Origin of the sequence: Mycolicibacterium lacusdiani (assembly GCF_021916785.1) — a bacterium.
In the GTDB taxonomy this organism is placed as follows: Bacteria; Actinomycetota; Actinomycetes; order Mycobacteriales; family Mycobacteriaceae; genus Mycobacterium; species Mycobacterium lacusdiani.
In genome coordinates, this window is sequence record NZ_JAKCFC010000002.1 from 898,755 (window position 1) to 922,450 (window position 23,696).

The window sequence follows — 23,696 nt, forward strand, 5'->3', positions numbered from 1 at the left end:
CGATTCGCCCGCCGGCAACGACGTGACTCTCCAGTTCGGCGCGGAAGTGGGGGACGGGTCAGGGCTGCACGAGGATGCGGATCGGGTCGCCCTCGGCCTTGTCGAGCATCTCGATGCCGCGGGCCACGTCCTCGAGCGGCACCACGTCGCTGATCGAGCGCGACAGGTCGAGACGTCCGCGCGAGACCAACGTGGCCAGCGTGCCGATGTCGGCGTTCTGATAACCGAGGTGGCCCAGCACCTTTCGCTGGAATAGGTTGAAGATCGACGTCGGCCCGATGTCCGGGCTGTCCGCACTCATCCCGATGCCGACCATGCGGCCACCGACGGTGAGGCTGTTGAGCGACTGTTCGAAGGTGGACTTGATTCCCACCGCGTCGAAGGCGACGTCGAGGTTGCGCCCACCGGTCGCCTCGGCGATCTTGGCGGCCAGGTGCTCGTCGCGCGCATCGAAGGCGTAGTCGGCGCCGACGGCGAGCGCGCGGTCGAGGATGGCGGGCTTGACGTCGACCGCCACGATCGGCGCCGCGCCCACCAGGCGGGCCAACTGGACGACGTGCGTGCCGAGGCCGCCGACGCCCCACACGCCGACCGATTCGCCGATGCCGACCCCAGCCGTGTGCACGACGGCGCCGAACGGCGTCGACACGGCATCGGCCAGGATGGCCGCCTGCTCCATCGGCACGTTGTCGGGGATCCTCGTCAGACCGAACGCCTGCGCGACGGTGTACTCGGCCCACCCGCCGTCGTAGGCGAACGCCATGAGCCGGATCGCCAGGCAGTTGGCCATGTCGCCGCGCATGCAGTTCGGACAGGTCATGCACGGCTTGCCGGCAGCGACGACGACGCGGTCACCCTCCGCCCATCCGGTCACGCCCGGCCCGAGCGCGGCGACGGTGCCCGACGCCTCGTGCCCCTGCGTGACGACGGGGAGCTGCGACGGGAACGTACCGTTGATCAGGCTGAGGTCGGAGTGGCAGATCCCGCAGAAGGCGATCTTGACCAGGACCTCGCCGGGCCCCGGCTCGGGAATGGGAACGTCCTCCACCGCAATGGTTTTCGAATCGGCGTAGAACCGTTGGGCTCGCATCGTGTCAGCCATGTCGCTCCGTTCGTCGCGTGCCCGGATGGGCCGGGGGCACCCGTCGCCCACCCTAGCGCCGTGGTCGTTTGGCAGACTCGGTTCCCGTGACCAAACGCGGGCTCGTACTGGCGGGCGGGGGATTGGCGGGCATCGCCTGGGAGACGGGCATCCTGTGTGGGATCGCCGACGAGTCGCCTGCCGCGGCGACGGCGCTGCTGGAGTCCGACGTCCTCGTCGGCACCTCGGCGGGATCGACGGTCGCCGCGCAGCTCGGCAGCGGCACCGCCCTCGAGGAGCTGTTCGGCCGTCAGGTCGCCGAGACGTCCTTCGAGATCGACTCCGGCGTGGACGTCGCCGCCATCACCGAGCTGTTCGTCACCGCGATGCTCACGCCCGGCGCCACCACGGAGCAGCGGCTGCGGCGGATCGGCGAGATCGCCGCGTCGACCGACACCGTCGCCGAATCGGTTCGCCGCGACGTCATCGCCCACCGGCTGCCGTCGCACGACTGGCCCCGGCGGGTACTGCGGGTCACCGCCATCGACATCGAGACCGGCGAATTGGTGGTCCTGGACGCGAATTCCGGCGTCGGCCTGGTCGATGCGGTCGCCGCGAGCTGCGCCGTACCGGGAGCGTGGCCGCCGGTCACGATCGACGGCAGGCGGTACATGGACGGCGGCGTGGGCAGCAGCGTGAACATGGCGGTGGCTCGCGACTGCGACACCGTCGTCGTGCTGCTGCCGTCGGGAGAGAACACGCCGTCGCCGTTCGGCGACGGTGCTCGAGCGGAGATCGACGCCTTCGACGGCCGCACGCTCACCGTCTTCGCCGACGACGGCGCGCTCGAGGCATTCGGGCCCAACCCCCTGGATCCGGCATGCCGGATCCCGTCCGCCCGAGCCGGGCGCGCCCAGGGCCGACGCGAGGCGGCCCGGGTGGCCGCGTTCCTCGGTGTGTCCTAGTTTGCGCTAGGACTCGCCGCTCGGGCGGTCGCTCGGGCGGTCGACGAACGTGTCCAGCGCGAGCGCCGCGAGTTCCTGGCCGATCTCGATGACCTCGTTCGCGCGGTAGAACTCGAGGCTGCGGCACGTCGTGCGGGGTACCTCGATGAGCAGATCGGGTGGGTAGGCGGCGAGCGTGTGCCGCATCAGAGCAGCCTGGGCGATGTCGATGGCGCGGTTCATCACCTCGAAGCCGCCCAGCCGCGGGACCGGCATCGGATCGGCCTCGCGGACGGGGCCGAGGTCGGCGGTCGGCTCCCCGGCAGCGTCCTCGGCCGCGGCTTCGGCGGCGGCGGAGGCGCTGAAGCGGCTCAACACCGTTCGGGCAGCAGGGGTTTCGAGCAGCGTGCGCGCCGTCGCGGAGTCGAGGAGCGCCGTGGTGCTGCGCCACATCCGGTTCAGCAGTTCGGCGCTCGGCCGCGGTCCCTCCGGCGGGTCGTGCCGGAACGGGTCGTCGCCGTTGAGGCTGACGGCGATCGTCACGTCGGCGTTCACCGCGGCGATGGGCGCCATCGGCAGCGGGTCGAGGATGCCGCCGTCCGCGAGCAACCGGCCGTCGAGTTCGTGCGGGGTGATGACGCCCGGGATCGCGATCGACGCGCGAATGGCCACGTCGACCGGGCCGCGTTGCAGCCATACGGATTTGCCGCTGATCAGGTCGGTGCTGACCGCCGTGAACGGGATGGGTAGGTCCTCGATCAGGAGGTCGCCGAGGATCTCGCGGACGGCGTCGAGGATCTTCTCCGCGCGCAGTACGCCCGCGGCGGTCAGTGACGGGTCGAGCAGACGCAACACGGCGCGCTGGGTCAGGGTGCCTGCCCAATCTGCGTACTCGTCGAGTTTCCCGGCGGCCTGCAGACCGCCGACCAATGCGCCCATGGACGACCCGGCGATGCCGACGATCTCGTGCCCGCGGTCGCGGAGTTCGTTGATGACGCCGATGTGGGCGTATCCCCGTGCTCCGCCGCTGCCGAGCGCCAATGCCACGCGCATGGACGACATCATGCCCCGGCCGCATCCGGGCCGGTGAGCTATGTGGTGGTTGGAGCTAGCAGCCGATGCGGCTGAAGAAGGCGACGGAGACCAGGCCGATGATGAACGCCACGGTGGGCTGGCCGCTGCTGAGTGCGACCACGATCCCGCTGATGGCTGCGACGGCGATGAGGAGCAGGAGCAGGCCCATCAGCACGCGCATGCCGTTGATCGATCCGCCGACGGCGGGGGGAAGTGCGGTCTTGGATTTCTCCAAGCCGTCGTCGTGCGTTCCGATCATGACCGATCCTCTCCGGAAGTGATGCGGGACACATCATACCGAGGTTTGTGATCCGCACCACTACATGTAGACGGCCTAAATGATCTTGTGTCGGCCGACACCCGGGGCGCGACCGGAATAAAGGTGACATATCACGTAGTTGTGGAAGTCGAACCAGCGGAACGGCCGCTGACGAATCTCGAGGAGACCGACATGTCACAGCTCAGCGGGAAGACCGCCCTCGTTACCGGCGGAACGTCCGGCATCGGACTGGCCGCCGCCCAGCGGCTCGCCGCCGACGGCGCCCACGTCTTCATCACGGGACGCAATCAGGCCACGGTCGACGAGGCCGTGGCGACGATCGGCGACGCCGCCACCGGCGTCCGCAGCGACATCACGGTGGCCGCTGACCTCGACCATCTCGCGGAGGTGATCGCCGCCCGCGGCGCGGGTCTCGACGTCCTCTTCGCCAACGCGGGCGGAGGCGAGTTCGCGACGCTGGAGGACGAGACTCCCGAGCGTCTCGCGGACACGTTCAACCGCAACGTCGGAGGCACCGTGTTCACGGTGCAGAAGATGCTGCCGCTGCTCAACCGCGGAGCCTCGGTCGTGCTGACCGGCTCGACGGCCGCCACGAAGGGCGGGCCCGCATTCGGCGCCTATGCGGCGTCCAAGGCGGCCATCCGTTCGTTCGGCCGCACGTGGGCCGCCGAACTCGTCGACCGTGGCATCCGCGTCAACACCGTCGTACCGGGTCCCGTCGAGACGCGGGGGCTGCGGGAACTCGCGCCTGCCGACCAGCAGCAGGCGCTCCTGGACGGGCAGGCCGCAACGGTGCCGATGCGGCGCATCGGCAACCCGAGCGAAATCGCCTCTGCCGTGGCGTTTCTCGCGTCCGACGACAGCAGCTTCATGACCGGCTCCGAGGTGTTCGTCGACGGCGGCGCGAACCAGGTCTAGAGGATCTCGGGCCGCGGCAGGGTGCCCTCGCGCAGCAGGTTCTCGTACACGGCGGCGAGAACCTCGGCGAGGGCACCCTCCTGCGCGCGGTCGACGTCGGAGAAGAACGACCGTCGCACCCACGCCGCGTGTTTGGGGGCGGCGTCGCGCAGGCGTTCCCATCCCGCCTGCGTCAACGTGACGTCGGTACCCCTGCCGTCGGTCTCCGAGCGCGACGTCGCAACGAGGTCGCGGGAGACCATCCGCCGAAGGTGATGGGAGAGCCTGCTGCGCTCCCAGCCGATCGTGTTCGCCAGTGCCGAGAGCTGCATGCGGTGATCGGGCGCGTGCGAGAGCGCGTTCATCACCGTGTAATCGCCGAGAGACAGTCCGCAATCGGTCTGCAGATGCCGATTCATCTCGTACTCCAGGCGGTGATACAACCGCATGTAGTGGAACCAGGCGTTCTGTTGAGACGGCGTGAGCGTCGACGGGTCGTCGGCTGGAGTCATGTCATGCCGGTTTCTCGCACCCGTGATTCAAAGGCGCTCAGCCGCAGAGATCGTCCGCCGCGGCCTCGGCGGCCACGATGACGGCGGACTGCCGGTCGGGCGTCAGCTTGGACCACGGCGTGCCGAACGTGCCCGGCCCCGGGGCGTCGGTCGACTGCAGATCGGCCAGGTAGGGCTCGAACTGCGCCTTGAGGTCGCCGCCCTTGGCCGCCATCCACGTCTTGGCCGCCGAGCAGGCCTGGAAGTACTCGTCCTCGGTGGACACGGCCGCCGCGCCGACCGCCGTCGTCACGCCGCCGGGTGACACGCCGACCTGGCCGGGCTCGGCGGCGCGCGCCTCGGTCGTCTGGGTCGTCGTGGCGGTCGTCGCAGGCTGCGCCTCCGACGACGAGGCGCCGCCCTGCTCCGAGCCCGACGAACAGCCGGAGAGGAGGGCCACGCCGACGGCGGTCGCCGCGGTGAACGTCGCTATCGCGTTGGTGCGCATGCCGCCAATCTATGCAACACTCGCGGTCGTGATGGAATGGACCGCCTTTGGGGAGTGTTGTCGGGCTTGACGCCCGCCCCCCAACCGTCCGCATCCCTGGGAGTCCATACCCATGCCCGTTGCATCCCTCGCGTCCCCATCCGTCGTCGCGCCCACTCGGCTGCGCCTTCCGGATCTGCTGCACGCCACCGACCGCGCCGCCGACGACGTCCTGTCCGGCCGCTACCAACACCTGCTGCCCGCGGGCGGGCCGCCCGCCGACGAGCGGTGGTTCACCCGACTGCTCGGTGACGACGAACTCGACGTCTGGTTCATCAGCTGGGTGCCCGAGCGCGCCACCGAACTGCACGACCACGGCGGGTCGCTCGGCGCGCTGACCGTGGTATCCGGTGCCCTGCACGAAACCCGTTGGGACGGCGGTGCTCTGCGCCGCCGTCGGCTCGACGCAGGGGACCAAGCCGGCTTCCCGCTGGGCTGGGTGCACGACGTGGTGTGGGCGCCGGAGAGCATCGCCGTGAACCCCGCGGCGGGACCCACGCTCAGCGTGCACGCCTACTCGCCGCCGCTGACGGCCATGTCGTACTACGACGTGACCGAGCGCAACACGCTGCGGCGCAACCGGACCGAATTGACCGACAAGCCGGAAGGCGACTGATGAGCCGCATCGACGCCGTACTCGCCGCCGCGCGGGCCAAGCTGACCCGGATCGAGGCGGCCGACGTGCCCGACGCGATCGATCGCGGCGCACTGCTGGTCGACATCCGGCCCGCCGCTCAGCGTGCCGCCGAAGGCGGTGTCGACGCGGCACTGGTCATCGAGCGCAACGTCCTCGAGTGGCGATGCGACCCCACCAGCGACGCGCGCCTGCCGCAGGCCGTCAGCGACGACGTCGAATGGCTGATCCTGTGCTCTGAGGGCTACACCTCGAGCCTGGCCGCGGCGGCGCTGCAGGACCTGGGTCTGCACCGCGCCACCGACGTCGCCGGCGGGTATCAAGCGTTGAAGGCCACGGACGTTCTCGCGCAACTCGATTCGCGAGCCGGCTAGCTCGAATAGCCACGCAGTAGCAGTGGGCGGAGCCGCTCGGTCTTCTCGGGCGTCCAGCGGGGCGGCTGCAGTACCGCGGCCCAGGCGTTCGCGACGTCACGGATGTACACGTGGCCGTGACCGTCGGGCACGTCGATCGCCACCGCCATGTCCGCCGACACCTGCAGGAACGTCACGACCGGAATCCACTCCATCTCCGGGAGCACGTCGTAGCCGCGCTCCTCGCGCAGCCAATCAGGCTTCTGGAACAGCAGATCCGGCGTCCACCAGGCGATCGGGTCCGACGCGTGCTGCAGGTATGCCACCCGCGGATCGCCGAACGGATCGGCAGGCCGCCCGAGGTTCGGTGGCTCGGCGACGAAGCGGACGTTGCGGCCCTTCTCGTAGATCGGCAACCACTCCGGGGAACCGGGATCACGGTTGGCAGTCAGGTCGGTCCAGATCGTGTTGTTGAACGTCGGACCGGAGAACAGCGCGCCGTCGGTACGGGCCACCAGGTTGTTCAGCGCCAGGAACGGAGCCTCGCCGCCGAACGACCCGAGGCTCTCGCCGAACACCACCAGCTCCGGCCGATCGGCCTCGGGCATGGCCCGGATGAGTCCGTCGACCGCCTCGAACAGCGCCTGTCCGGCCTGGCGCGCGTTCTCCTTGTCCACCAGGAACGACAACCAGCTCGGCAGGAACGAGTACTGCATCGACACGATCGCGGTGTCGCCGTTGTACATGTACTCCAGCGCGCCGGCCTCGGCCTCGTTGATCCAGCCGGTTCCGGTGGTCGTCGCCACCGCCACGACCTTGCGCTCCAGCCCGCCGGTGCGCACCAGCTCGGCCGCGGCCAGCGCCGCCGTGGCCTTGATGCCGTCGGCGGAGTTGAGCCCCGCGTACGCCCGGATCGGCTCAAGCGGTGTGCCGCCGTTGAACTCGCGCAGTTCCTCCACCGTCGGGCCGCCCGACATGAACACCCGGCCCTGATGGCCGAGGGACTCCCAGCTGGCCAGCGAGCCCGGCCCGCCCGACCGCAGCGGGGTATTCGGGGCGGGGTTGTCGGGGTCGGTCTCGTCGTTGACGGCCTCGAACGTGTTGTTGATGACGTCCATCCCGACGCGCGCCACGACGCCGTTGAGCAGCGCGATGGTCAGCGCGAGCAGGACGGCGACCACCACGACGGCCGAGACCCGGGGCGGCGCAACGCGTTCGAGCTGCCGGACGAGGAAGCGGACCAACCTGCCGACGAGCTGGCCGATTTCGACGAACAGGAACAGGACGACGATCGACAGCACCGCGGTCAGCGGGTGATCCCAGAAGCCGAGCCGCGGCACGCCCATCAGGTCGCGGACGTCGTCCTGCCAGTGGTGGAACCAGACGATGGCCAGCACCTGCCCGACGACGCCGACGACCAGTAGCGCCAGCCAGGCGCGCTTGGGCGCTCGCGGCGAGGTGTCCGCCGAGCGCATGTACCGCACCAGCCACACGCCGAACACGCCGAGGCCGTAGCCAATCGCACCTGCCGCCCCGCAGACCAAGGCCTGGAACAGCGGCCCGCGGGGCAGCAGCGACGGGCTCAGCGACAGCCAGATGAACACCAGCCCGACGGCAGTGCCAAAGAACGTGTAGTGACGCAGCCACCAGGCCGGTTCGGCGGGCGGCTTCGACGCCGTGTCCACCGGTTCGACCGGTGTCTGCGGCTCGTCCGACTCCTCGGGCGCCCTGGTGTCGGTGTCGGTCACCCGCGCATGTTATCGGTGGGTGAAGTTTGGCGGGCGCTTCTCGACGAACGCCGCCATGCCCTCGGTCTGGTCGTCGGTCGCGAACGCCGAGTGGAACAGCCTGCGCTCGTAGAGCAGACCTTCGGCGAGCGTCGACTCGAACGCACGGTTGACGGCTTCCTTGGCCATCCGCGACGCCGACAGCGACATCCCCGCGATGATGGCGGCGGTCGCAGCAGCCTCGTCGAGCAGTGCGTCGGCCGGCACGACGCGCGAGACCAGGCCTGCGCGTTCGGCCTCCTCGGCGTCCATGTTACGGCCCGTGAGGATCAGGTCCATGGCCTTGGCCTTGCCGATCGCCCGGGTGAGGCGCTGGCTGCCGCCCATGCCGGGGAGGACGCCCAGTTTGATCTCGGGCTGGCCGAACTTCGCGGTGTCGGCGGCGATCAGGATGTCGCACATCATCGCAAGCTCGCAGCCACCGCCGAGCGCGTAGCCGGCGACGGCCGCGATCGTGGGAGTCCTGGTGGCCGCGAACGCAGCCCAGGGAGCGAAGAAGTCGCGGCCGTACACGTCGGCGAACGACAGCTCCGACATCTCCTTGATGTCCGCGCCTGCCGCGAACGCCTTGGCGCTGCCCGTCAAGACGATGGCGCCAACGCCTTCGTCGGCATCCAGTTCGGCTGCCGCACCGGTGACTTCGGCCATCACCTGGCTGTTGAGCGCGTTGAGCGCTTTCGGCCGGTTCAGGGTGATGGTCGCCACGCGGTCCTCGCGCGTCACCAGAATCGTCTCGTACTCACTCATGGTCACTCCTGTCCGGGAAGGGTCAGATCGGGGTCGGCTGGGGCGAAGTAGGCCGCCACCTCGTCGGGGCTGCACAGGGTCAGCGACGGCGGCTGCCACTTGGGGTTGCGGTCCTTGTCGACCAGCTGGGCGCGAATCCCCTCGACGAGGTCGTGCGACTTCAGCGCTGCACAGGACGTCCGGAACTCCTGTCGCAGAACGTCTTCGAGGCTGGGTAGATCGGCGGCTCGACGGACCGCCTCCAGCGTCACGGAGAGGGCGATGGGGGAGCGGGTGGCGATGAGGTCGGCCGCGGCGTTCGCCTGCTCGGCATCGTGCCCGCGCAGCGCGGAGAGGATGTCGGAGACCGTATCGCCCGCATAGCACTCGTCGATCCACTGCCGTTGCGCGAGAAGCGGGCTGGCGGGCGGCTCGACGGCGTGGGCCGTGATCGCCGCGTCGGCGCCGTCGGCGATCACGGCCGCCGTGAACGCGTCGACGGATGCGTGCGGCACGAAGTGGTCGGCGAAGCCCATCGCGATGGCGTCGGCACCAGTGAACGGGGCGCCTGTCAGCGCTGCGTGCGTGCCGAGCCGACCCGGCGCCCGGGACAGGAGGTAGGTGCCGCCGACGTCGGGAATGAAGCCGATGCCGACCTCGGGCATGCCCATCTTGGTGGTGTCGGTGACCACCCGGACGCTGCCGTGTGCGGTCACGCCGACGCCGCCGCCCATGACGATGCCGTCCATCACGGCCACGTAGGGCTTCGGATACTCGGCGATGCGGGCGTTGAGCACGTACTCGTCGTGCCAGAAGGTTCGCGTCTTCGCGCCGCCGGCCTTCGCGTCGTGGTAGATCGCGACCACGTCACCCCCCGCGCAGAGTCCGCGCTCGCCCGCACCCGTCAGCAGGACGGTGTGGACGGCGTCGTCGCGCTCCCACTCGTCCAACGCCTCGGCGAGGCTCGCCACCATCGTCGCGGTGAGCGAGTTGAGCGCCTTCGGCCTGTTCAGCGTCACCTGCCCGACGCCGTTCTCGACACTTACTAGGACGTCCTCGTTTCGAGTCACGATTGCAATCTAGATCGTCGTCTCCCCGCAACATGCCACGGGTAGCTTCACGCTGAGGAAGTTCACAGAATTCACCGAGGGAAAGTCGACGGCAGGGAACCATGTCTGCCACGCTGATCGTTGGTGGAGTATTCGTCAGCAGACGAAACACAGCACAGGAGAGGATCCGACGGTGCGCGAAAGCAGCAACCCGGTATTCCGTTCGCTGCCCAAGGGGCAGCAAGGGGGATACGCGCAATTCGGTACCAATGCCGCCGGCTTCGGCGCGGCAACGGCACAGGCTGACCCGTACGCGGCTCAGCCGTACACGACCGATCGCCAGCAGGCCGGTGTTTCCCGGCCGCTGACCATCGACGACGTCGTCACCAAGACCGGCATCACGCTGGCCGTCGTCGCGGTGATGGGTGTCCTGTCGTACTTCATGGTCTCCATGAACACCGGCCTGATGATGCCGTTCGTGCTCGTCGGTGGACTCGGCGGCTTCGCTCTGATCATGATCGCGACGTTCGGTCGCAAGCAGGACAACCCGGCCATCGTGCTGAGCTACGCCGCGCTCGAGGGCGTGTTCCTCGGCGCCGCGTCGTTCCTGTTCGCCAACCTGGTGTCCACCGGTGGCCCCGGCATGATCGCGCAGGCGATCTTCGGCACGGTCGGCGTGTTCGTCGGCATGCTCGTCGTCTACAAGACCGGCGCCATCCGCGTCACGCCAAAGTTCACCCGCATGCTGGTCGCGGCGCTCTTCGGCGTCATGGCCATCGCGCTGCTCAACCTGGTGCTCGGCCTGTTCGGCGTCGGTGGCGGCGAGGGCTTCGGCCTGCGCAGCGGCGGCCCGCTGGCGATCATCTTCTCGCTGGTCTGCATCGGCCTCGCGGCGTTCATGTTCCTGATCGACTTCGACTCGGCCGATCAGCTGATCCGTGCCGGTGCGCCGGAGAAGGCAGCCTGGGGCATCGCCCTCGGCCTGACCGTCACGCTGGTCTGGCTCTACCTGGAGATCCTGCGACTGCTGTCGTACTTCAACAGCGACTAGTAGTCACACTCGGAAAGCCCGGCACGTTTCACGTGCCGGGCTTTCCTTTGTTTGGGGGGAGGCTGAAGGTCGGGCGCCGAAACTGCTAACAGATCGCGGTTCATCCCCAGATCGCGCTCTGACAGCAGTCTCGGCGACCTCGAGTGACGGTCGAGCGGCGATCGTCGACACATGCGCATCGACGATCAGCCGTTCATCGGTAGCGAGGCACTGACTGCAGGACTCGTCGGCAAGTACGACCTGCGGAAGACCTACCGCGCGATCTTCCCCGACGTGTATCTGGCCCCGAGCGTCGATCTCACCCTCGCGCGGCGCGCGCGTGCCGCATGGCTGTGGTCGCACCGCGAAGGCGTGATCGCGGGCCTCACCGCATCTGCGCTACACGGCGCGAAGTGGATCGACGAATCCCTGCCGATAGAACTGATCTGGCCGAACGCCAGACCGCCCCGAGGCATGCGGACCTACGACTACCGCCTCTTCGCCGACGAGTACGCCGAGTTCGACGGAATGTCGGTGACCACGCCCGCGCGCACCGCCTTCGACATCGGCCGTCATCACCGGCTCGGTGAGGCAGTCGCCCGACTGGACGCGTTGGGCAACGCCGTTGCTCTTTCCGTCGAGGACGTCATGGATCTGGCGACACGCCACCGCGGGGCCCGAAACGTACGGCTACTCGAGGCCGCGCTCGATCGGCACGACCCAGGCGCAGAGTCGCCCCAGGAGACCTGGCTTCGGCTGCTCCTCGTAGACGCTGGATTCCCGCGTCCGCAGACGCAGATCCCGGTAATGGGACCGAACGGTCGAGCGCGCTACTACCTCGACATGGGTTGGGAGGCACTCAAGATCGCGGTCGAGTATGACGGCGAGCATCACCGGCTCGACCGCCCGAGCTACAGGAAGGACATCGTGCGGCTGGAGTTTCTGAACTCAATGAAGTGGATCGTAATCCGCGTCGTCGCCGGCGATCGTCCGGCCGAGATCGCGCGTCGGGTCCGGTCCGCATACGACGCGAGACTGCGGTGAGATCGCGATTTCGGGTGAAACCACGATCTCACCGCAGTCTCGGCGAGAAGAAGAAGACCTAGCTCAGGCGCTCCACGACCATCGCCATGCCCTGGCCGCCGCCGACGCACATCGACTCGATGCCGAACGTCTTGTCATGCGTGGCAAGGTTGTTGAGCAGCGTGGCGGTGATGCGGGCGCCGGTCATGCCGAAGGGGTGGCCCAGGGCGATCGCGCCGCCGGAGACGTTCAGCTTGTCCTCGTCGATGCCCAGCTCGCGCGCCGAGCCGATGACCTGCACGGCGAACGCCTCGTTGATCTCGACCAGGTCGATGTCGGAGATCTGCTTGCCGGCCTTCCCGAGCGCCTTGCGGATCGCCTCGATCGGACCGAGGCCCATGATCTCCGGCGACAGCCCGGACACACCCGTCGACACGATGCGCGCGAGCGGGGTCAGACCCAGCTCCTTGGCCTTGGTGTCGCTCATGATGACCACGGCGGCAGCGCCGTCGTTCAGCGGGCAGGCGTTGCCCGCGGTGATCGTGCCGTTCGGGCGGAAGACCGGCTTGAGCTGGCTGATCTTCTCGTAGCTGGTGCCTGCGCGGGGGCCGTCGTCGGTCGAGACGACGGTGCCGTCGGGCAGCGTGACGGGCACGATCTCGCGCTCGAAGAAGCCGCTCTTGATGGCCTCCTCCGCGCGGTTCTGTGAGCGAACGCCCCAGTGGTCCTGGTCCTCACGGCTGATGCCGGTGTGCAGCGCGACGTTCTCGGCCGTCTGGCCCATCGCGATGTAGACGTCGGGCACGTTGCCGTCGTTGCGCGGGTCGTGCCACTCGTCGGCGCCCTCGGCCTGCTTGGCCGTGCGTGCCTGAGCGTCCTCGAACATCGGGTTCTTGCTGTTGGGCGCACCGTCGGCCGCGCCGACGCCGAAGCGCGACACCGTCTCGACGCCTGCGGAGACGAACACGTCGCCCTCGCCTGCCTTGATCGCATGGAACGCCATGCGCGTGGTCTGCAGCGACGACGAACAGTAGCGGTTGACCGTGGTGCCTGGCAGGAAGTCGTAGCCGAGTTCGACGGCGACCGCGCGGGCGATGTTGTAGCCGGCCTCACCTGCGGGCTGCGCGCAACCCATCATCAGGTCGTCGATGTCGCGCGGGTCCAGCGACGGCACCTTGTCCAACACCGCGCGCACCATCTGGGCGGCGAGGTCGTCCGGGCGCATGGTGGCCAGCGACCCCTTGACGGCGCGGCCGATCGGCGAGCGCGCGGTGGCGACGATGACGGCTTCGGGCATGGCGGTCTCCTCGGGGTGGAGCGGCGTTGTCACGCCTAGTGGACGACGGTTACCCCGAACCTAACCGGTGACCGGAGCGACGATCGGCGCGGGTACGCCGGTGGTGCGCCGCCACAACCGGCCGACGCCACCGATCCGTGCCAGCAGAGCCGCCGCGTGCGACGAGCGTTGCTCCAGCGCCGGCTCGACCGCTTGCCCGTGCGAACCGATGCCGAGCGCGGTGCACAGCGCGGGTAGCAGCTGCGAGGCCGCCAGCGAATAGCCGTTGGCGGATGGGTGGAACATGTCCGACGAGAAGTACTGCTCGGGCGCCTTGAGGAACTCGGGTGCCATCAGGTCCGCGAACGGCACGGGTACCCCACCTGCCGACCGCACGGCGACTGCCTGCGCATGCGCGAGACGCAAGCCCAACGTGCGGGCCACCGTCCGCAGTGGCTGCGGGATCGCGGTGATGACGCCGAAGTCGGGGCACGTGCCGACGACGACGACGGCGCCGCTGGCCCGCAACCGGCTGACGGCGGCGCCCACCCGACGCGCTGACTGGGGGATGCCGTTGAGGGCCGTGATGTCGTTGGCGCCGATCATCACGACCGCGGCGTCCGGCGGCGGCCCGGCGACGAACATGGCGTCGATCTGGCCGGACAGCCCCTTGGACGTGGCTCCGACGATGGCCTTGGTGCTCAGGCGCACCCGCTTTCGAGACTCCTCGGCGAGGCCCCGCGCGATCAGCACCCCGGGCACCTCGTCGGCAGACGCGCAGCCGTAGCCCGTCGCGGTCGAGTCGCCGAAGATCATCAGGTGCAGGTCGAAGGCGACGCCGCGGTGCCACTTCTCGACCGGTCCACCGCCCGGCGAGTACACCCCGTCGGCGCGCGGCGGAACGTCCCATGCCTTGGGGATGACGCTGCGGGCCTGATCGGCCTGTCCGCTCAAGAGGTTGCGGACGCCGACGTAACCCGTCGATGCCAGTGTCGCGGTCGCCGCCAGGGCGAGCGACCGACGCGGTGCACGGATGCCCACGCAGCAAGTTTAGGTGCGGCCCCGCGGGATATCAGCGTTGCAACGAATGAGGGCGGTCACGGTGCGATATCAAGTGCGGTACGAAAGTGAATCCCTTGATTGTTGAATCAAACACGAGGTGTCAAGCTAAGTTACCTGGGTTGGCTTAGAAGTAGCCCGACCTGGCACTACAACGGCGTAGGAAGTGGTGGCGATGACCGCACCGAGCAAGATCCACGGGTCCCACGGATCGCCCATCGGGGCTGCTAGGGCGCGCAAGTCGCGTCGGTTCCCAGTCAGTGACGGTGCCCCCGTCGAGATCGTCGAGGATGGTCCGAGCCTGGCCGGTCGGCTGTTTGCCCTCGGCGCCGCACTTACGATTCGGCCAACGCTGACAATCGGTAGCCTGGCTCCCCGTATGCCGTGGCCGTGGGGAGTGCTCGACTTCGCTGCTCGAGCGCTTCGGCCAGCCCCCGGAACCATCCGAGCAACGATCAAGCTGCCCAACACCACCGCCCAGCTGGTCCGGGCGGCCGGCGTGCTTCCCGCCGACGGCAAGCGCAGCATCGTGCTCTACATGCACGGCGGCGCGTTCCTGACGTGCGGCGTGAACACCCACGGTCGGATGGTCACCGCGTTGTCGCGGTTCAGCGACTCGCCGGCGCTGGTCGTCAACTACCGAATGATCCCCAAGCACTCGGTCGGCCAGGCGCTGGACGACTGCTACGACGCGTACCAGTGGCTGCGGTTGAAGGGCTACGAGCCCGAACAGATCGTGCTGGCCGGCGACTCGGCAGGCGGCTACCTCTCGCTGGCGCTGGCCGAACGGCTGCACCTCGAGAACGAGCTGCCGGCCGCCGTCGTCACGATGTCGCCGCTGTTCGAGATCGACAACGACAGCCGCACCCAGCACCCGAACGCCCACACGGACGCGATGTTCCCGCCCCGGGCGTTCCCCGCGCTCGTCGAGCTGATCCAGGCCGCTGCCGAACGACACCTGGTCGACGGCAAGCCCGAGCCGGTCTACGAGCCCCTCGACCACATCGAGCCGGGGCTGCCGCGCACGCTGATCCACGTGTCGGGCTCGGAGGTTCTGCTCAACGACGCGCGGAAGGCGGCCCACATGCTCGCCGCGGCCGGCGTCCCGGTCGAGGTGCGCATCTGGCCTGGTCAGATGCACGTCTTCCAGCTGGGTGCGCCTGCGGTCAAGGAGGCGACGCGCTCGCTCAAGCAGATCGGCGACTACATCCGAGAGGCCACTTGGTAACCGGTCCGTCGGCCTGACACGATGGACGCATGCGTATCGCGCAGCACATCAGTGAACTCATCGGCAACACTCCTCTGGTACGGCTGAACTCCGTCGTCCCCGAGGGTGCAGGCACGGTCGCGGCGAAGATCGAGTACCTCAATCCCGGCGGCAGCGCCAAGGACCGCATCGCGATCAAGATGATCGACGCCGCGGAGGCCAGCGGTGAACTGAAGCCCGGCGGCACCATCGTCGAACCCACGTCGGGCAACACCGGCGTCGGCCTTGCTCTGGTCGCACAGCAGCGCGGCTACAAGTGCATCTTCGTCTGCCCGGACAAGGTCAGCGAGGACAAGCGAAACGTGTTGCGCGCCTACGGCGCCGAGGTCGTGGTGTGCCCGACCGCCGTCGCCCCGGACGACCCCGACAGCTACTACAGCGTCTCGAACCGCCTGACCAACGACATCGAGGGCGCCTGGAAGCCGGACCAGTACTCGAACCCGATGGGCCCGGAGAGTCACTACGAGACCACCGGCCCCGAGATCTGGGCCGACACCGACGGCAAGGTCACCCACTTCGTGACGGGCGTCGGAACCGGCGGCACCATCACGGGCACCGGCCGGTACCTCAAGGAGGTGTCCGGCGGTGCGGTGCAAATCATCGGAGTCGACCCCGAGGGTTCGGTCTACTCCGGTGGCACGGGGCGGCCGTACCTGGTCGAAGGCGTCGGTGAGGACTTCTGGCCATCGGCGTACGACCCGACAGTGCCCGACGAGATCATCGCCGTCTCCGACGCCGACTCCTTCGAGATGACTCGCCGCCTCGCCCGCGAGGAAGCGCTGCTGGTCGGCGGATCCTGCGGCATGGCCGCCGTCGGCGCCATCCGGGTCGCCGAACGAGCCGGGCCCGACGCGCTCGTGGTCGTCCTCCTGCCCGACGGCGGTCGCGGTTACCTGTCGAAGATCTTCAACGATTCGTGGATGCAGTCGTACGGGTTCTTGCGCAGCAGGCTCGACGGAACGGTGGCGGAGTCGACCGTCGGCGACGTGCTGCGCGGAAAGTCCGGCGCGCTACCCGACCTGGTGCACACGCACCCGTCCGAGACCGTGCGCGACGCGGTCGGAATCCTGCGGGAGTACGGCGTCTCGCAGATGCCGGTGGTCGGTGCCGAGCCGCCGGTGATGGCCGGCGAGGTGGCGGGCAGCGTGTCCGAGCGCGAGCTGCTGTCGGCGGTGTTCGAGGGCCGGGCGAAGCTGGCCGACGCCGTGGCCAAGCACATGAGCCCACCGCTGCCACTCATCGGCGCGGGTGAACTCGTCAGCACGGCCGCGAAGACGTTGCGTGAATGCGATGCCGTGATGGTCGTCGAGGAGGGCAAGCCGGTCGGCGTCCTGACTCGCCACGACCTGCTGGGCTTCCTGTCGGAGGGCGCATCCGCAGCTAGGCGGTAGCGCCACGGTCTTTCGCGCGCGCCGGATCACCGGCGAGAAGCAGGTTGCTGGGTCCCGTTTTCCGGGGTGGTGCGAAAGTGGCAGTCGGTGCCGAACTTTCGCTTTTTGCCCCCGGAATTGATCATGTTCTCAGGTAGGGTTACACCGCTCGTGCCTCGCACATGATCACCGGAAGGCGCCCATGACCGATCAACCGCCACCTCCCCCGGGGAACTACCCACCGCCCCCGCCGCAGGGTGGCGGTTACCCACCCCCACCACAGGGTGGCGGTTACCCACCGCCGCCGCAGGGCGGGGGATACCCACCGCCGCCGCAGGGTGGCGGTTACCCGCCGCCGCCGGGTGGCTTCGGTGGTGGTGCACCGACGAAGACGAACACGCTGGCGATTGCGTCGCTGATCTGCGCCGTCCTCGGTCTGCTGTGCGGCGTCGGTTCGATCCTCGGCATCGTGCTCGGCGTCGTGGCGCTCAACCAGATCAAGCAGACCGGTGAAGGCGGTCGCGGCCTGGCGCAGGCCGGGATCGTGGTCGGCGCGATCTTCGTGGTACTCGGCATCGTCGGTTACGCGATCTACTTCAGCTAGCGAGCAGCACCGCACGAGTTGGTCGTCTCGGTACGCCTGCAATCCGTGCGGCACAACACTTTCGGCGCAGTGCGCCACGAACACGTCACTTGAAACAGAACAGAGGTAAGTCATGACCAGTCCTCCGCCCCCGCCGTCGTCCGACGGCGACGACGTCCCGCAGTCCAACGAGGGCGGGTTCGGTTCGCCGCCGCCCACGAACCAGCCGCCCCAGGGCAACTACCCGCCCCAGCAGGGCAACTACCCACCGCCCCAAGGCAATTACCCACCCCCGCAGGGCAATTACCCGCCGACCCAAGGCAACTATCCGCCGCCGCAGGGCAACTACCCGCCGACCCAAGGCAACTATCCGCCGCCGCAGGGCAACTACCCGCCCACCCAGGGCGGCTACCCGCCTGCGCAGGGTGGTTACCCGCCGCCTCCGCAGGGCGGCTACCCGCCCCCGCCCCAGGGCGGCTATCCACCGCCTCCGCAGGGTGGTTACGCGTCGCCGCCCCCCGGCGGTTACGCGCCGGCCGGCTACGCGTCCGCCGGCGGCCAGGGCTTCGGGCAGCAGAACTTCAGCGCAGGCGAGGGCTTCTCGTGGGCCTGGAACAAGTTCAGCAAGAACGCCGTTCCGCTGATCGTCCCAACGCTGGTGTACGCCCTGATCGTGGGCGTCCTCTACGCAATCGTGCAGGGCATCGCGATGGCGCTGGCGCCCACCAGCACGTACGAGTCCTTCGAGACGGACTCGAGCTTCTCCTACTCCTACAGCGCCGGGCTCGGCGGCGCGAGCATCGCCGTGCTCATCCTCGGCGGCCTCCTGACGCTGATCGTCGTCGCCGCGGCGCAGTCGGCGTTCCTCGGCGGTGTCCTCGACATCGCCGACGGACGGCCGGTGACCATCGGCTCGTTCTTCAAGCCGCGCAACATCACCAACGTCATCATCGCCACGCTGATCGTCGGGGTGGCGACGTCGATCGGTTCGGCGCTGTGCTTCCTCCCCGGCCTCGTGGTGGCACTGTTCGCCATCTTCACGACGGTCATCGTGGTTGACCGCAACTGCGGTGCCATCGACGCGATCAAGGCGAGCTTCCAGCTCGTCAAGGCGAATATCGTCCCCGTGCTCATCGTCTACCTGATCACGGTGGCGATCACGATCGTCGGAGCGCTGCTGTGCGGTGTCGGCCTGCTCGTCGCGGTACCGGTGGCGTCGCTGCTGCTGGTGTTCACCTACCGCAAGCTCAGCGGTGGTCAGGTCGCACCGCTGACCCCGTAGTCTCGTCTCACGCGAACGCGACGGCCCCGTGGTTCACCACCGCGGGGCCGTCGTGTTTTGCTGGGGAGGTCTACGCGCCCGAGGAGAGGAAGACAGTGGTCGTTCGACTCGACACCGATCATGCGCCCTGGTCGAGGCGTTGCGCGGCGTTCGCCGTCGACCTGCTTCCCATCGTCGCGGCACTGGCGCTGGCGCTGGCGATCATGTGGCTGACCAGGATTCGCGAGTGTGACGCCGACACGTCGGCACTGGACCTCGGCGCTCAGTGCGGATCGGGCATCAGCACCGCGGGCACCCTCGCGTACGGGGCGGCGTGGCTGGGCTCGGTCGTCTTCACGCTGTGGAACCTCGGGTGGCGTCAGGGCCGCACCGGAGCCAGCATCGGCAAGTCGGCGTTGGGGCTGCGCGTAATAGGCACCGAAACGGGTCAGCCGGTGGGCCCGTGGTGGTCACTCGGACGCGCTGCGGGGCACGTGCTCAACGCCGTGCCGCTCGGCCTGGGCTATCTGTGGCCGCTGTGGGATCGGCGGCATCAGACGTTCGCCGACAAGCTGGTCGCGACGGTGTGCGTCAGCGGAACGCGCTCACACCCGTCAGCGCCTCGCCGATGACGAGCTGGTGCACCTCCGACGTGCCCTCGTAGGTCAGCACCGACTCCAGGTTGTTGGCGTGCCGGATCACCGGGTACTCCAGCGTGATCCCGTTGGCGCCGAGCAGGGTTCGGCACTGCCGGGCGATCCTCAGCGCCTCGCGGACGTTGTTGAGCTTGCCGACGCTCACCTGCTCGGGCCGGATGCGCCCCTCGTCCTTCAGCTTGCCCAGGTGCAGCGCCAGTAGCTGCGCCTTGCCGAGTTCGACTGCCATGTCGGCGATCTTGGCCTGGGACAGCTGGTAGCCCGCCAGCGGCTTGTCGAATACCTCGCGCGTACCGACGTAGGCCAACGTGGCCTCCAGACAGTCGCGGGCAGCGCCCACCGCCCCGAACACGATGCCGAAGCGGGCCTCCGACAGACACGCCAGCGGACCCGAGAGCCCCCGAGCGCCTGGCAGTTTCGCCGCATCGGGCACGCGGACGTCGTCGAGACTGAACTCCGAGGTGACCGACGCCCGCAGGGACATCTTGTGCGTCATCTCCCGCGCGGAGAAGCCGGACGTCGAGGTCGGCACCGCGAACCCCAGCACCCCTTCCTCGGCGCGCGCCCACACGATCGCGACGTCGGCGATCGACGCGTTGGTGATCCACATCTTCGAGCCGTTGAGGATCCAGTCGGAACCGTCGCGCTTGGCGGTGGTGCGCATCCCGCCCGGGTTGGAGCCGAAGTCCGGTTCGGTCAGCCCGAAGCAGCCGATCAACTCACCGGCCGCCATGCCGGGCAACCACTGCTCGCGCTGCTCCTCGCTGCCCCAGTGGTGAATTGCGAACATCGCGAGCGAGCCCTGCACCGAGACGAGGCTGCGCAACCCGCTGTCGACGGCCTCCATCTCCTGGCACACCAGGCCGTACGCCGTCGCCGACGATCCGCTGCAGCCGTATCCGGTGAGGTGCATCCCGAGCAGACCGAGCTTGCCGATCTCCACGGCGAGGTCGCGCACCGGCACCACGCCGCTCTCGAACCACTCCGCGACGTGCGGGCGCAGGCGTTGTTCGCCGAACTGCCGGACCATGCTGCGCAGTTCGAGGTCCTCGGTACTCAACAGCGAGTCGAGGTCCAGCAGGGTTTCAACGGTCGAAGTCCCGTGGGTCGGCATGGTCTTGTTCTACACGGTTACCCTTCGAGGATGAGCGAGAGGCGCAGCGCAGCAGATCACTACCGGGCCTACGGTGCGGCCACCAAGGCCATTCACGCCGGTTATCGGCCCGACCCGGTCACCGGGGCGGTCAATGCGCCGATCTACGCCAGCTCCACCTTCGCCCAGGACGGGGTGGGCGGCCTGCGCGGTGGCTTCGAGTACGCGCGTACCGGCAATCCCACCCGCTCGGCCCTGGAGTCCTCGCTCGCCGCGGTCGAAGGCGGTGACTACGGCCGTGCGTTCAGCTCGGGCATGGCCGCCACCGACTGCGCGCTGCGGGCGATGCTGCGCCCGGGCGACCACGTCGTCATCCCCAACGACGCGTACGGCGGCACCTTCCGGCTCATCGACAAGGTGTTCACCCAGTGGGGCATCGAGTACACGCCCGCGGTGCAGGCCGACCTCGACGCGGTCCGCGAGGCCATCACGCCGAAGACCAAGCTGATCTGGGTCGAGACGCCGACCAATCCGATCCTCACCATCGCCGACATCGCCGGGATCTCGCAGGTCGCGTCGGCGTCGGGCATCAAGGTGTTGGTGGACAACACCTTTGCCTCGCCCGCGTTGCAGCAGCCGCTGTCCCTGGGCGCCGACGTCGTGCTGCACTCCACCACCAAGTACATCGGCGGGCACTCCGACGTCGTCGGGGGTGCGTTGATTACGAGCGACGAGGAACTCGACGCCGCGTTCGGCTTCCTGCAGAACGGCGCGGGCGGTGTGCCCAGCCCGTTCGACGCCTACCTCACCATGCGAGGCCTCAAGACGCTGCCGCTGCGCATGCAGCGGCACAGCGAGAACGGTGCCCAGGTGGCCGAGTTCCTGCAGCAGCACCCGGCCGTCGACACCGTCCTGTACCCGGGTCTGCCCAGCCACCCCAACCACGACGTCGCCGCGCGGCAGATGTCCGGTTTCGGCGGCATGGTGTCGGTGCGGCTGAAGGGCGGGCGCGATGCCGCCCACCAGCTGTGCGCGCGGACCGAGATCTTCATCCTCGCCGAGTCGCTGGGCGGGGTGGAGTCGCTCATCGAGCATCCCGGTGCCATGACCCACGCCTCGACGGCGGGCTCGCAGCTCGAGGTCCCCGACGACCTGGTCCGACTGTCGGTCGGCATCGAGGACATCGCGGACCTGATCGGCGATCTCGAGCAGGCGCTACAGCAGCGCTGACCGCACCGCGGACGCGGTGACGGCGAGGTTGACCTCGGGCAGCGCGGTCGCCGACTCGTCGACCCAACTGCCGCTGGAGATCTCGCTCGCCCGGGTGTGCACCCACCGCCAGCCACGGTCGTTCAGGCTGAGCAGCGCGCCGAGTCCGTCGGCGGCGTGCAACAGCGTGACGATTGCGGCGGTGGCCGGTGTGGGCGGCGTGCGGTCGAACAGTGCCGACAGCAGTGCCGCGCGAGCAGCGCCGACCCGGCGGCGGTCGAGCAGCGGCCAGGCATACTGCTCGGCGGAGCGCTTCGGCGTCAGCTGAACCCGGCGGATCTGGCCCTGCTGCTCGAGTTGGGTCAAGACCCGATCCTGGCTCGGCCCACCCAGTTTTGACAGAGCGACCTTCGGCCGCAACGGCTTTCGCGTCAGCAGCTCGAAGGCCGGTCCGGTGACGTGATCCAGTGGGGCGCCGCCCGCGAGCGCGACCAGCCGACCGGACTCCACCGCGTCGCCGGGAGCGGCGGGACGGATGCGGCAGCCGTGCGCGAGGTCGAGCAGCACCGCGCCTGCGAGCAGCCGTTCGCGACGGTCACGCTCCAGCGCGGGCTGCGCGGCCGCATTGTCGAGCAGGAGCAGGAAGAGGTCCTCCGCGATCTGCGCCACGCATGGGACCGTAGATCAGCGCCCCGCCCGCGGTCTAACCGCGGGAGGGGCGAGGGTCAGACCCGGTCCGTACTAGGAGTGGTAGGGCTTCGCCTCGACCAGCGTCACCTTGACGATGTTGCCGTTGGGCACGGTGTACTCGCGGGTCTCGCCCTCCTTGGCGTCGATCAGCGCGCCACCGAGCGGGGAGTTGGGGGAGTAGACCTCGAGCTTGCCGTCGCTGACGCCTTCCTGGCGGGTCGCGATCAGGAACGTCTCCTTGTCCGACTCGTCGCCGTCGTAGTAGACGGTGACGACCGAGCCGGGCAGTGCGACGCCCGACTGCTTGGGCGCCTCGCCGACCTTGGCGTTGTTCAGCAGCTCCTGCAGCTGACGGATGCGGGCTTCCTGCTGGCCCTGCTCGTCGCGCGCTGCGTGGTAGCCGCCGTTCTCGCGCAGATCGCCCTCTTCGCGACGGTCGTTGATCTCCGCGGCGATGACGGGCCGATTGGCGATCAGCTGGTCGAGTTCCACCTTCAGGCGATCGTGGGCTTCCTGGGTCAGCCAGGTGACCTGGGTGTCAGTCATGTCGTCGCGCTCCTGTCGTAGTCGCTCGCGCTTGTCTCGGTATGTCGAGTTCGTGTGTGCCGCCGCGATCGCAGTCGGTCGTCCCCCGTGCGCAAATGCAGCAATACACGGCCCCAGTGGAGGAACCGTGTATCGGTCCAGTCTACCACCGCGAGGTCGACGGGCTTTCACGATTTCGCCGCGAAGCGTTCGCCCAACCGTTGCCCGAGAGCCTCCATCGTCGGCCAGGAAGAGGCGTCCCTACGGAGCCACCAGATAGCCGGGCACGTCGCCTCCGCAGCCGTAGACATCGCCGACGGCGGGTGGCTTGGTCGTCTTGACCAACGTGTCCACCTGCACCGTGACCTGCGACGACGGCGGCACCAGCAGCTCGCGCCTGCCGGTCTCGCTGCCGTCGACCGAACGTGCCCGCACGATGCAAACGACCGGTTGGGACGGATCCTCGCGAGTCACGCCGACGGTGACCTCGACGGTTCGGTCGTCGATGATCCGGTAGGCGCTCAGTTCGCCCTTCACCTCGGCCGAACCGAGGCGCTGGAAGCCGATGAGCGCGATCACCACGCCGAGCGCGACAATGAACAGGGTCATCCCGATCGCGACGCGGCGCCGGCCTCGCCGGGACAGCCGCTGACGGCCGTAGCGGTCGGCGGGACGCTCGATCATGAGAGGTTGGTCATCCCTTGGGAGAGGTCTCGAGACGGGTCTGAGTTCAGAGCAGTCGACTAGGACTGGAACTATAGGGCTACCGGTTTTGTTGGAACCACCGACGA

26 protein-coding genes are annotated in these 23,696 nt (G+C 68.7%); 12 read left to right on the forward strand and 14 right to left on the reverse strand.

The genetic code is table 11. The features are described from left to right. Positions 1 to 58 precede the first annotated feature (58 nt). Positions 59 to 1,102, reverse strand: coding sequence for a zinc-binding dehydrogenase (locus LOK44_RS09385; protein WP_237569692.1), 1,044 nt, complete (start codon positions 1,100 to 1,102; stop codon positions 59 to 61). 86 nt (positions 1,103 to 1,188) lie between these two features. On the opposite strand from LOK44_RS09385, the gene LOK44_RS09390 reads away from it, so the two are divergent. Next, a complete protein-coding gene (locus LOK44_RS09390) occupies positions 1,189 to 2,046 on the forward strand; it encodes a patatin-like phospholipase family protein (RefSeq protein WP_237569693.1) in 858 nt (285 codons plus the stop codon). A gap of 6 nt (positions 2,047 to 2,052) precedes the next feature. Here the strand turns inward: LOK44_RS09390 and LOK44_RS09395 are convergent, their stop codons facing one another. Next, positions 2,053 to 3,078: a patatin-like phospholipase family protein gene (locus LOK44_RS09395; RefSeq protein ID WP_237569694.1), complete on the reverse strand. Its 1,026-nt coding sequence runs from the start codon at positions 3,076 to 3,078 to the stop codon at positions 2,053 to 2,055. A gap of 55 nt (positions 3,079 to 3,133) precedes the next feature. Further along, entirely contained in the window at positions 3,134 to 3,358 is a 225-nt protein-coding gene (locus tag LOK44_RS09400; RefSeq protein WP_237569695.1) for a hypothetical protein, read from the reverse strand. Positions 3,359 to 3,550: 192 nt separating this feature from the next. Between LOK44_RS09400 and LOK44_RS09405 the strand changes: the two genes are divergently transcribed. After that, entirely contained in the window at positions 3,551 to 4,297 is a 747-nt protein-coding gene (locus LOK44_RS09405) for an SDR family oxidoreductase (protein ID WP_237569696.1), read from the forward strand. Here the strand turns inward: LOK44_RS09405 and LOK44_RS09410 are convergent. Further along, a complete protein-coding gene (locus LOK44_RS09410; RefSeq protein WP_237569697.1) occupies positions 4,294 to 4,788 on the reverse strand; it encodes a MarR family winged helix-turn-helix transcriptional regulator in 495 nt (164 codons plus the stop codon). The genes LOK44_RS09405 and LOK44_RS09410 overlap by 4 nt on opposite strands. Positions 4,789 to 4,825: 37 nt before the next feature. Continuing rightward, a complete protein-coding gene (lpqV, locus tag LOK44_RS09415) occupies positions 4,826 to 5,275 on the reverse strand; it encodes a lipoprotein LpqV (protein ID WP_237569698.1) in 450 nt (149 codons plus the stop codon). A gap of 112 nt (positions 5,276 to 5,387) precedes the next feature. Between lpqV and LOK44_RS09420 the strand changes: the two genes are divergently transcribed. Beyond that, positions 5,388 to 5,930 carry a cysteine dioxygenase gene (locus tag LOK44_RS09420; RefSeq protein ID WP_237569699.1) on the forward strand — a complete coding sequence of 181 codons (543 nt, stop codon included), beginning with the start codon at positions 5,388 to 5,390 and terminating at the stop codon, positions 5,928 to 5,930. Beyond that, positions 5,930 to 6,322 carry a rhodanese-like domain-containing protein gene (locus tag LOK44_RS09425; protein ID WP_237569700.1) on the forward strand — a complete coding sequence of 131 codons (393 nt, stop codon included), beginning with the start codon at positions 5,930 to 5,932 and terminating at the stop codon, positions 6,320 to 6,322. The genes LOK44_RS09420 and LOK44_RS09425 overlap by 1 nt, the downstream gene beginning before the upstream one ends. On the opposite strand, the gene LOK44_RS09430 is transcribed toward LOK44_RS09425, so the two are convergent. The 3 genes from LOK44_RS09430 to LOK44_RS09440 form a co-directional block, all read right to left on the reverse strand. Further along, positions 6,319 to 7,986, reverse strand: a complete 1,668-nt coding sequence (locus tag LOK44_RS09430) for an alpha/beta hydrolase (protein WP_237569809.1) — start codon at positions 7,984 to 7,986, stop codon at positions 6,319 to 6,321. The genes LOK44_RS09425 and LOK44_RS09430 overlap by 4 nt on opposite strands. Positions 7,987 to 8,058: 72 nt before the next feature. Continuing rightward, complete coding sequence (locus LOK44_RS09435) at positions 8,059 to 8,835, reverse strand: enoyl-CoA hydratase (protein ID WP_237569701.1); 777 nt, start codon at positions 8,833 to 8,835, stop codon at positions 8,059 to 8,061. Between the two features lie 2 nt (positions 8,836 to 8,837). Further along, positions 8,838 to 9,884, reverse strand: coding sequence for an enoyl-CoA hydratase/isomerase family protein (locus tag LOK44_RS09440; RefSeq protein WP_237569702.1), 1,047 nt, complete (start codon positions 9,882 to 9,884; stop codon positions 8,838 to 8,840). A 172-nt stretch (positions 9,885 to 10,056) separates the two neighbouring features. On the opposite strand from LOK44_RS09440, the gene LOK44_RS09445 reads away from it, so the two are divergent. Both LOK44_RS09445 and LOK44_RS09450 read left to right on the forward strand, forming a co-directional pair. After that, positions 10,057 to 10,914 carry a Bax inhibitor-1/YccA family protein gene (locus LOK44_RS09445; protein WP_237569703.1) on the forward strand — a complete coding sequence of 286 codons (858 nt, stop codon included), beginning with the start codon at positions 10,057 to 10,059 and terminating at the stop codon, positions 10,912 to 10,914. A gap of 177 nt (positions 10,915 to 11,091) precedes the next feature. After that, positions 11,092 to 11,937, forward strand: coding sequence for a hypothetical protein (locus tag LOK44_RS09450; protein WP_372481211.1), 846 nt, complete (start codon positions 11,092 to 11,094; stop codon positions 11,935 to 11,937). Positions 11,938 to 11,995: 58 nt separating this feature from the next. On the opposite strand, the gene LOK44_RS09455 is transcribed toward LOK44_RS09450, so the two are convergent. Then, positions 11,996 to 13,213, reverse strand: a complete 1,218-nt coding sequence (locus LOK44_RS09455) for an acetyl-CoA C-acetyltransferase (protein ID WP_237569705.1) — start codon at positions 13,211 to 13,213, stop codon at positions 11,996 to 11,998. 60 nt (positions 13,214 to 13,273) lie between these two features. Beyond that, positions 13,274 to 14,233 carry an SGNH/GDSL hydrolase family protein gene (locus LOK44_RS09460; RefSeq protein ID WP_237569706.1) on the reverse strand — a complete coding sequence of 320 codons (960 nt, stop codon included), beginning with the start codon at positions 14,231 to 14,233 and terminating at the stop codon, positions 13,274 to 13,276. Between the two features lie 193 nt (positions 14,234 to 14,426). Here LOK44_RS09460 and LOK44_RS09465 point away from each other — a divergent pair, with 193 nt between their 5' ends. The 5 genes from LOK44_RS09465 to LOK44_RS09485 all read left to right on the forward strand — a co-directional run bounded on the left by LOK44_RS09465 (position 14,427) and on the right by LOK44_RS09485 (position 19,364). Then, entirely contained in the window at positions 14,427 to 15,479 is a 1,053-nt protein-coding gene (locus LOK44_RS09465; RefSeq protein ID WP_237569707.1) for an alpha/beta hydrolase fold domain-containing protein, read from the forward strand. 29 nt (positions 15,480 to 15,508) lie between these two features. Then, on the forward strand, positions 15,509 to 16,909 hold the full coding sequence (locus LOK44_RS09470) for a cystathionine beta-synthase (protein ID WP_237569708.1): 1,401 nt from the start codon (positions 15,509 to 15,511) through the stop codon (positions 16,907 to 16,909). A 181-nt stretch (positions 16,910 to 17,090) separates the two neighbouring features. Beyond that, complete coding sequence (locus LOK44_RS09475) at positions 17,091 to 17,492, forward strand: DUF4190 domain-containing protein (RefSeq protein WP_237569709.1); 402 nt, start codon at positions 17,091 to 17,093, stop codon at positions 17,490 to 17,492. Between the two features lie 112 nt (positions 17,493 to 17,604). After that, positions 17,605 to 18,753 carry a hypothetical protein gene (locus tag LOK44_RS09480; protein WP_237569710.1) on the forward strand — a complete coding sequence of 383 codons (1,149 nt, stop codon included), beginning with the start codon at positions 17,605 to 17,607 and terminating at the stop codon, positions 18,751 to 18,753. Positions 18,754 to 18,848: 95 nt separating this feature from the next. Then, positions 18,849 to 19,364, forward strand: coding sequence for an RDD family protein (locus LOK44_RS09485; RefSeq protein ID WP_237569711.1), 516 nt, complete (start codon positions 18,849 to 18,851; stop codon positions 19,362 to 19,364). Here the strand turns inward: LOK44_RS09485 and LOK44_RS09490 are convergent. Next, positions 19,324 to 20,502: an acyl-CoA dehydrogenase family protein gene (locus LOK44_RS09490; RefSeq protein ID WP_237569712.1), complete on the reverse strand. Its 1,179-nt coding sequence runs from the start codon at positions 20,500 to 20,502 to the stop codon at positions 19,324 to 19,326. The two genes, LOK44_RS09485 and LOK44_RS09490, sit on opposite strands and share 41 nt — an antisense overlap. A 30-nt stretch (positions 20,503 to 20,532) precedes the next feature. On the opposite strand from LOK44_RS09490, the gene LOK44_RS09495 reads away from it, so the two are divergent. Further along, positions 20,533 to 21,711 carry a cystathionine gamma-synthase gene (locus LOK44_RS09495; protein ID WP_237569713.1) on the forward strand — a complete coding sequence of 393 codons (1,179 nt, stop codon included), beginning with the start codon at positions 20,533 to 20,535 and terminating at the stop codon, positions 21,709 to 21,711. Here LOK44_RS09495 and LOK44_RS09500 read toward each other — a convergent pair. From LOK44_RS09500 to LOK44_RS09510, 3 genes are all read right to left on the reverse strand, one after another. Continuing rightward, on the reverse strand, positions 21,697 to 22,359 hold the full coding sequence (locus tag LOK44_RS09500) for a GOLPH3/VPS74 family protein (protein ID WP_237569714.1): 663 nt from the start codon (positions 22,357 to 22,359) through the stop codon (positions 21,697 to 21,699). The genes LOK44_RS09495 and LOK44_RS09500 overlap by 15 nt on opposite strands. A 72-nt stretch (positions 22,360 to 22,431) precedes the next feature. Further along, complete coding sequence (greA, locus tag LOK44_RS09505) at positions 22,432 to 22,926, reverse strand: transcription elongation factor GreA (RefSeq protein WP_163923360.1); 495 nt, start codon at positions 22,924 to 22,926, stop codon at positions 22,432 to 22,434. 240 nt (positions 22,927 to 23,166) lie between these two features. After that, on the reverse strand, positions 23,167 to 23,589 hold the full coding sequence (locus LOK44_RS09510) for a DUF4307 domain-containing protein (protein ID WP_237569715.1): 423 nt from the start codon (positions 23,587 to 23,589) through the stop codon (positions 23,167 to 23,169). Positions 23,590 to 23,696 lie beyond the last annotated feature (107 nt).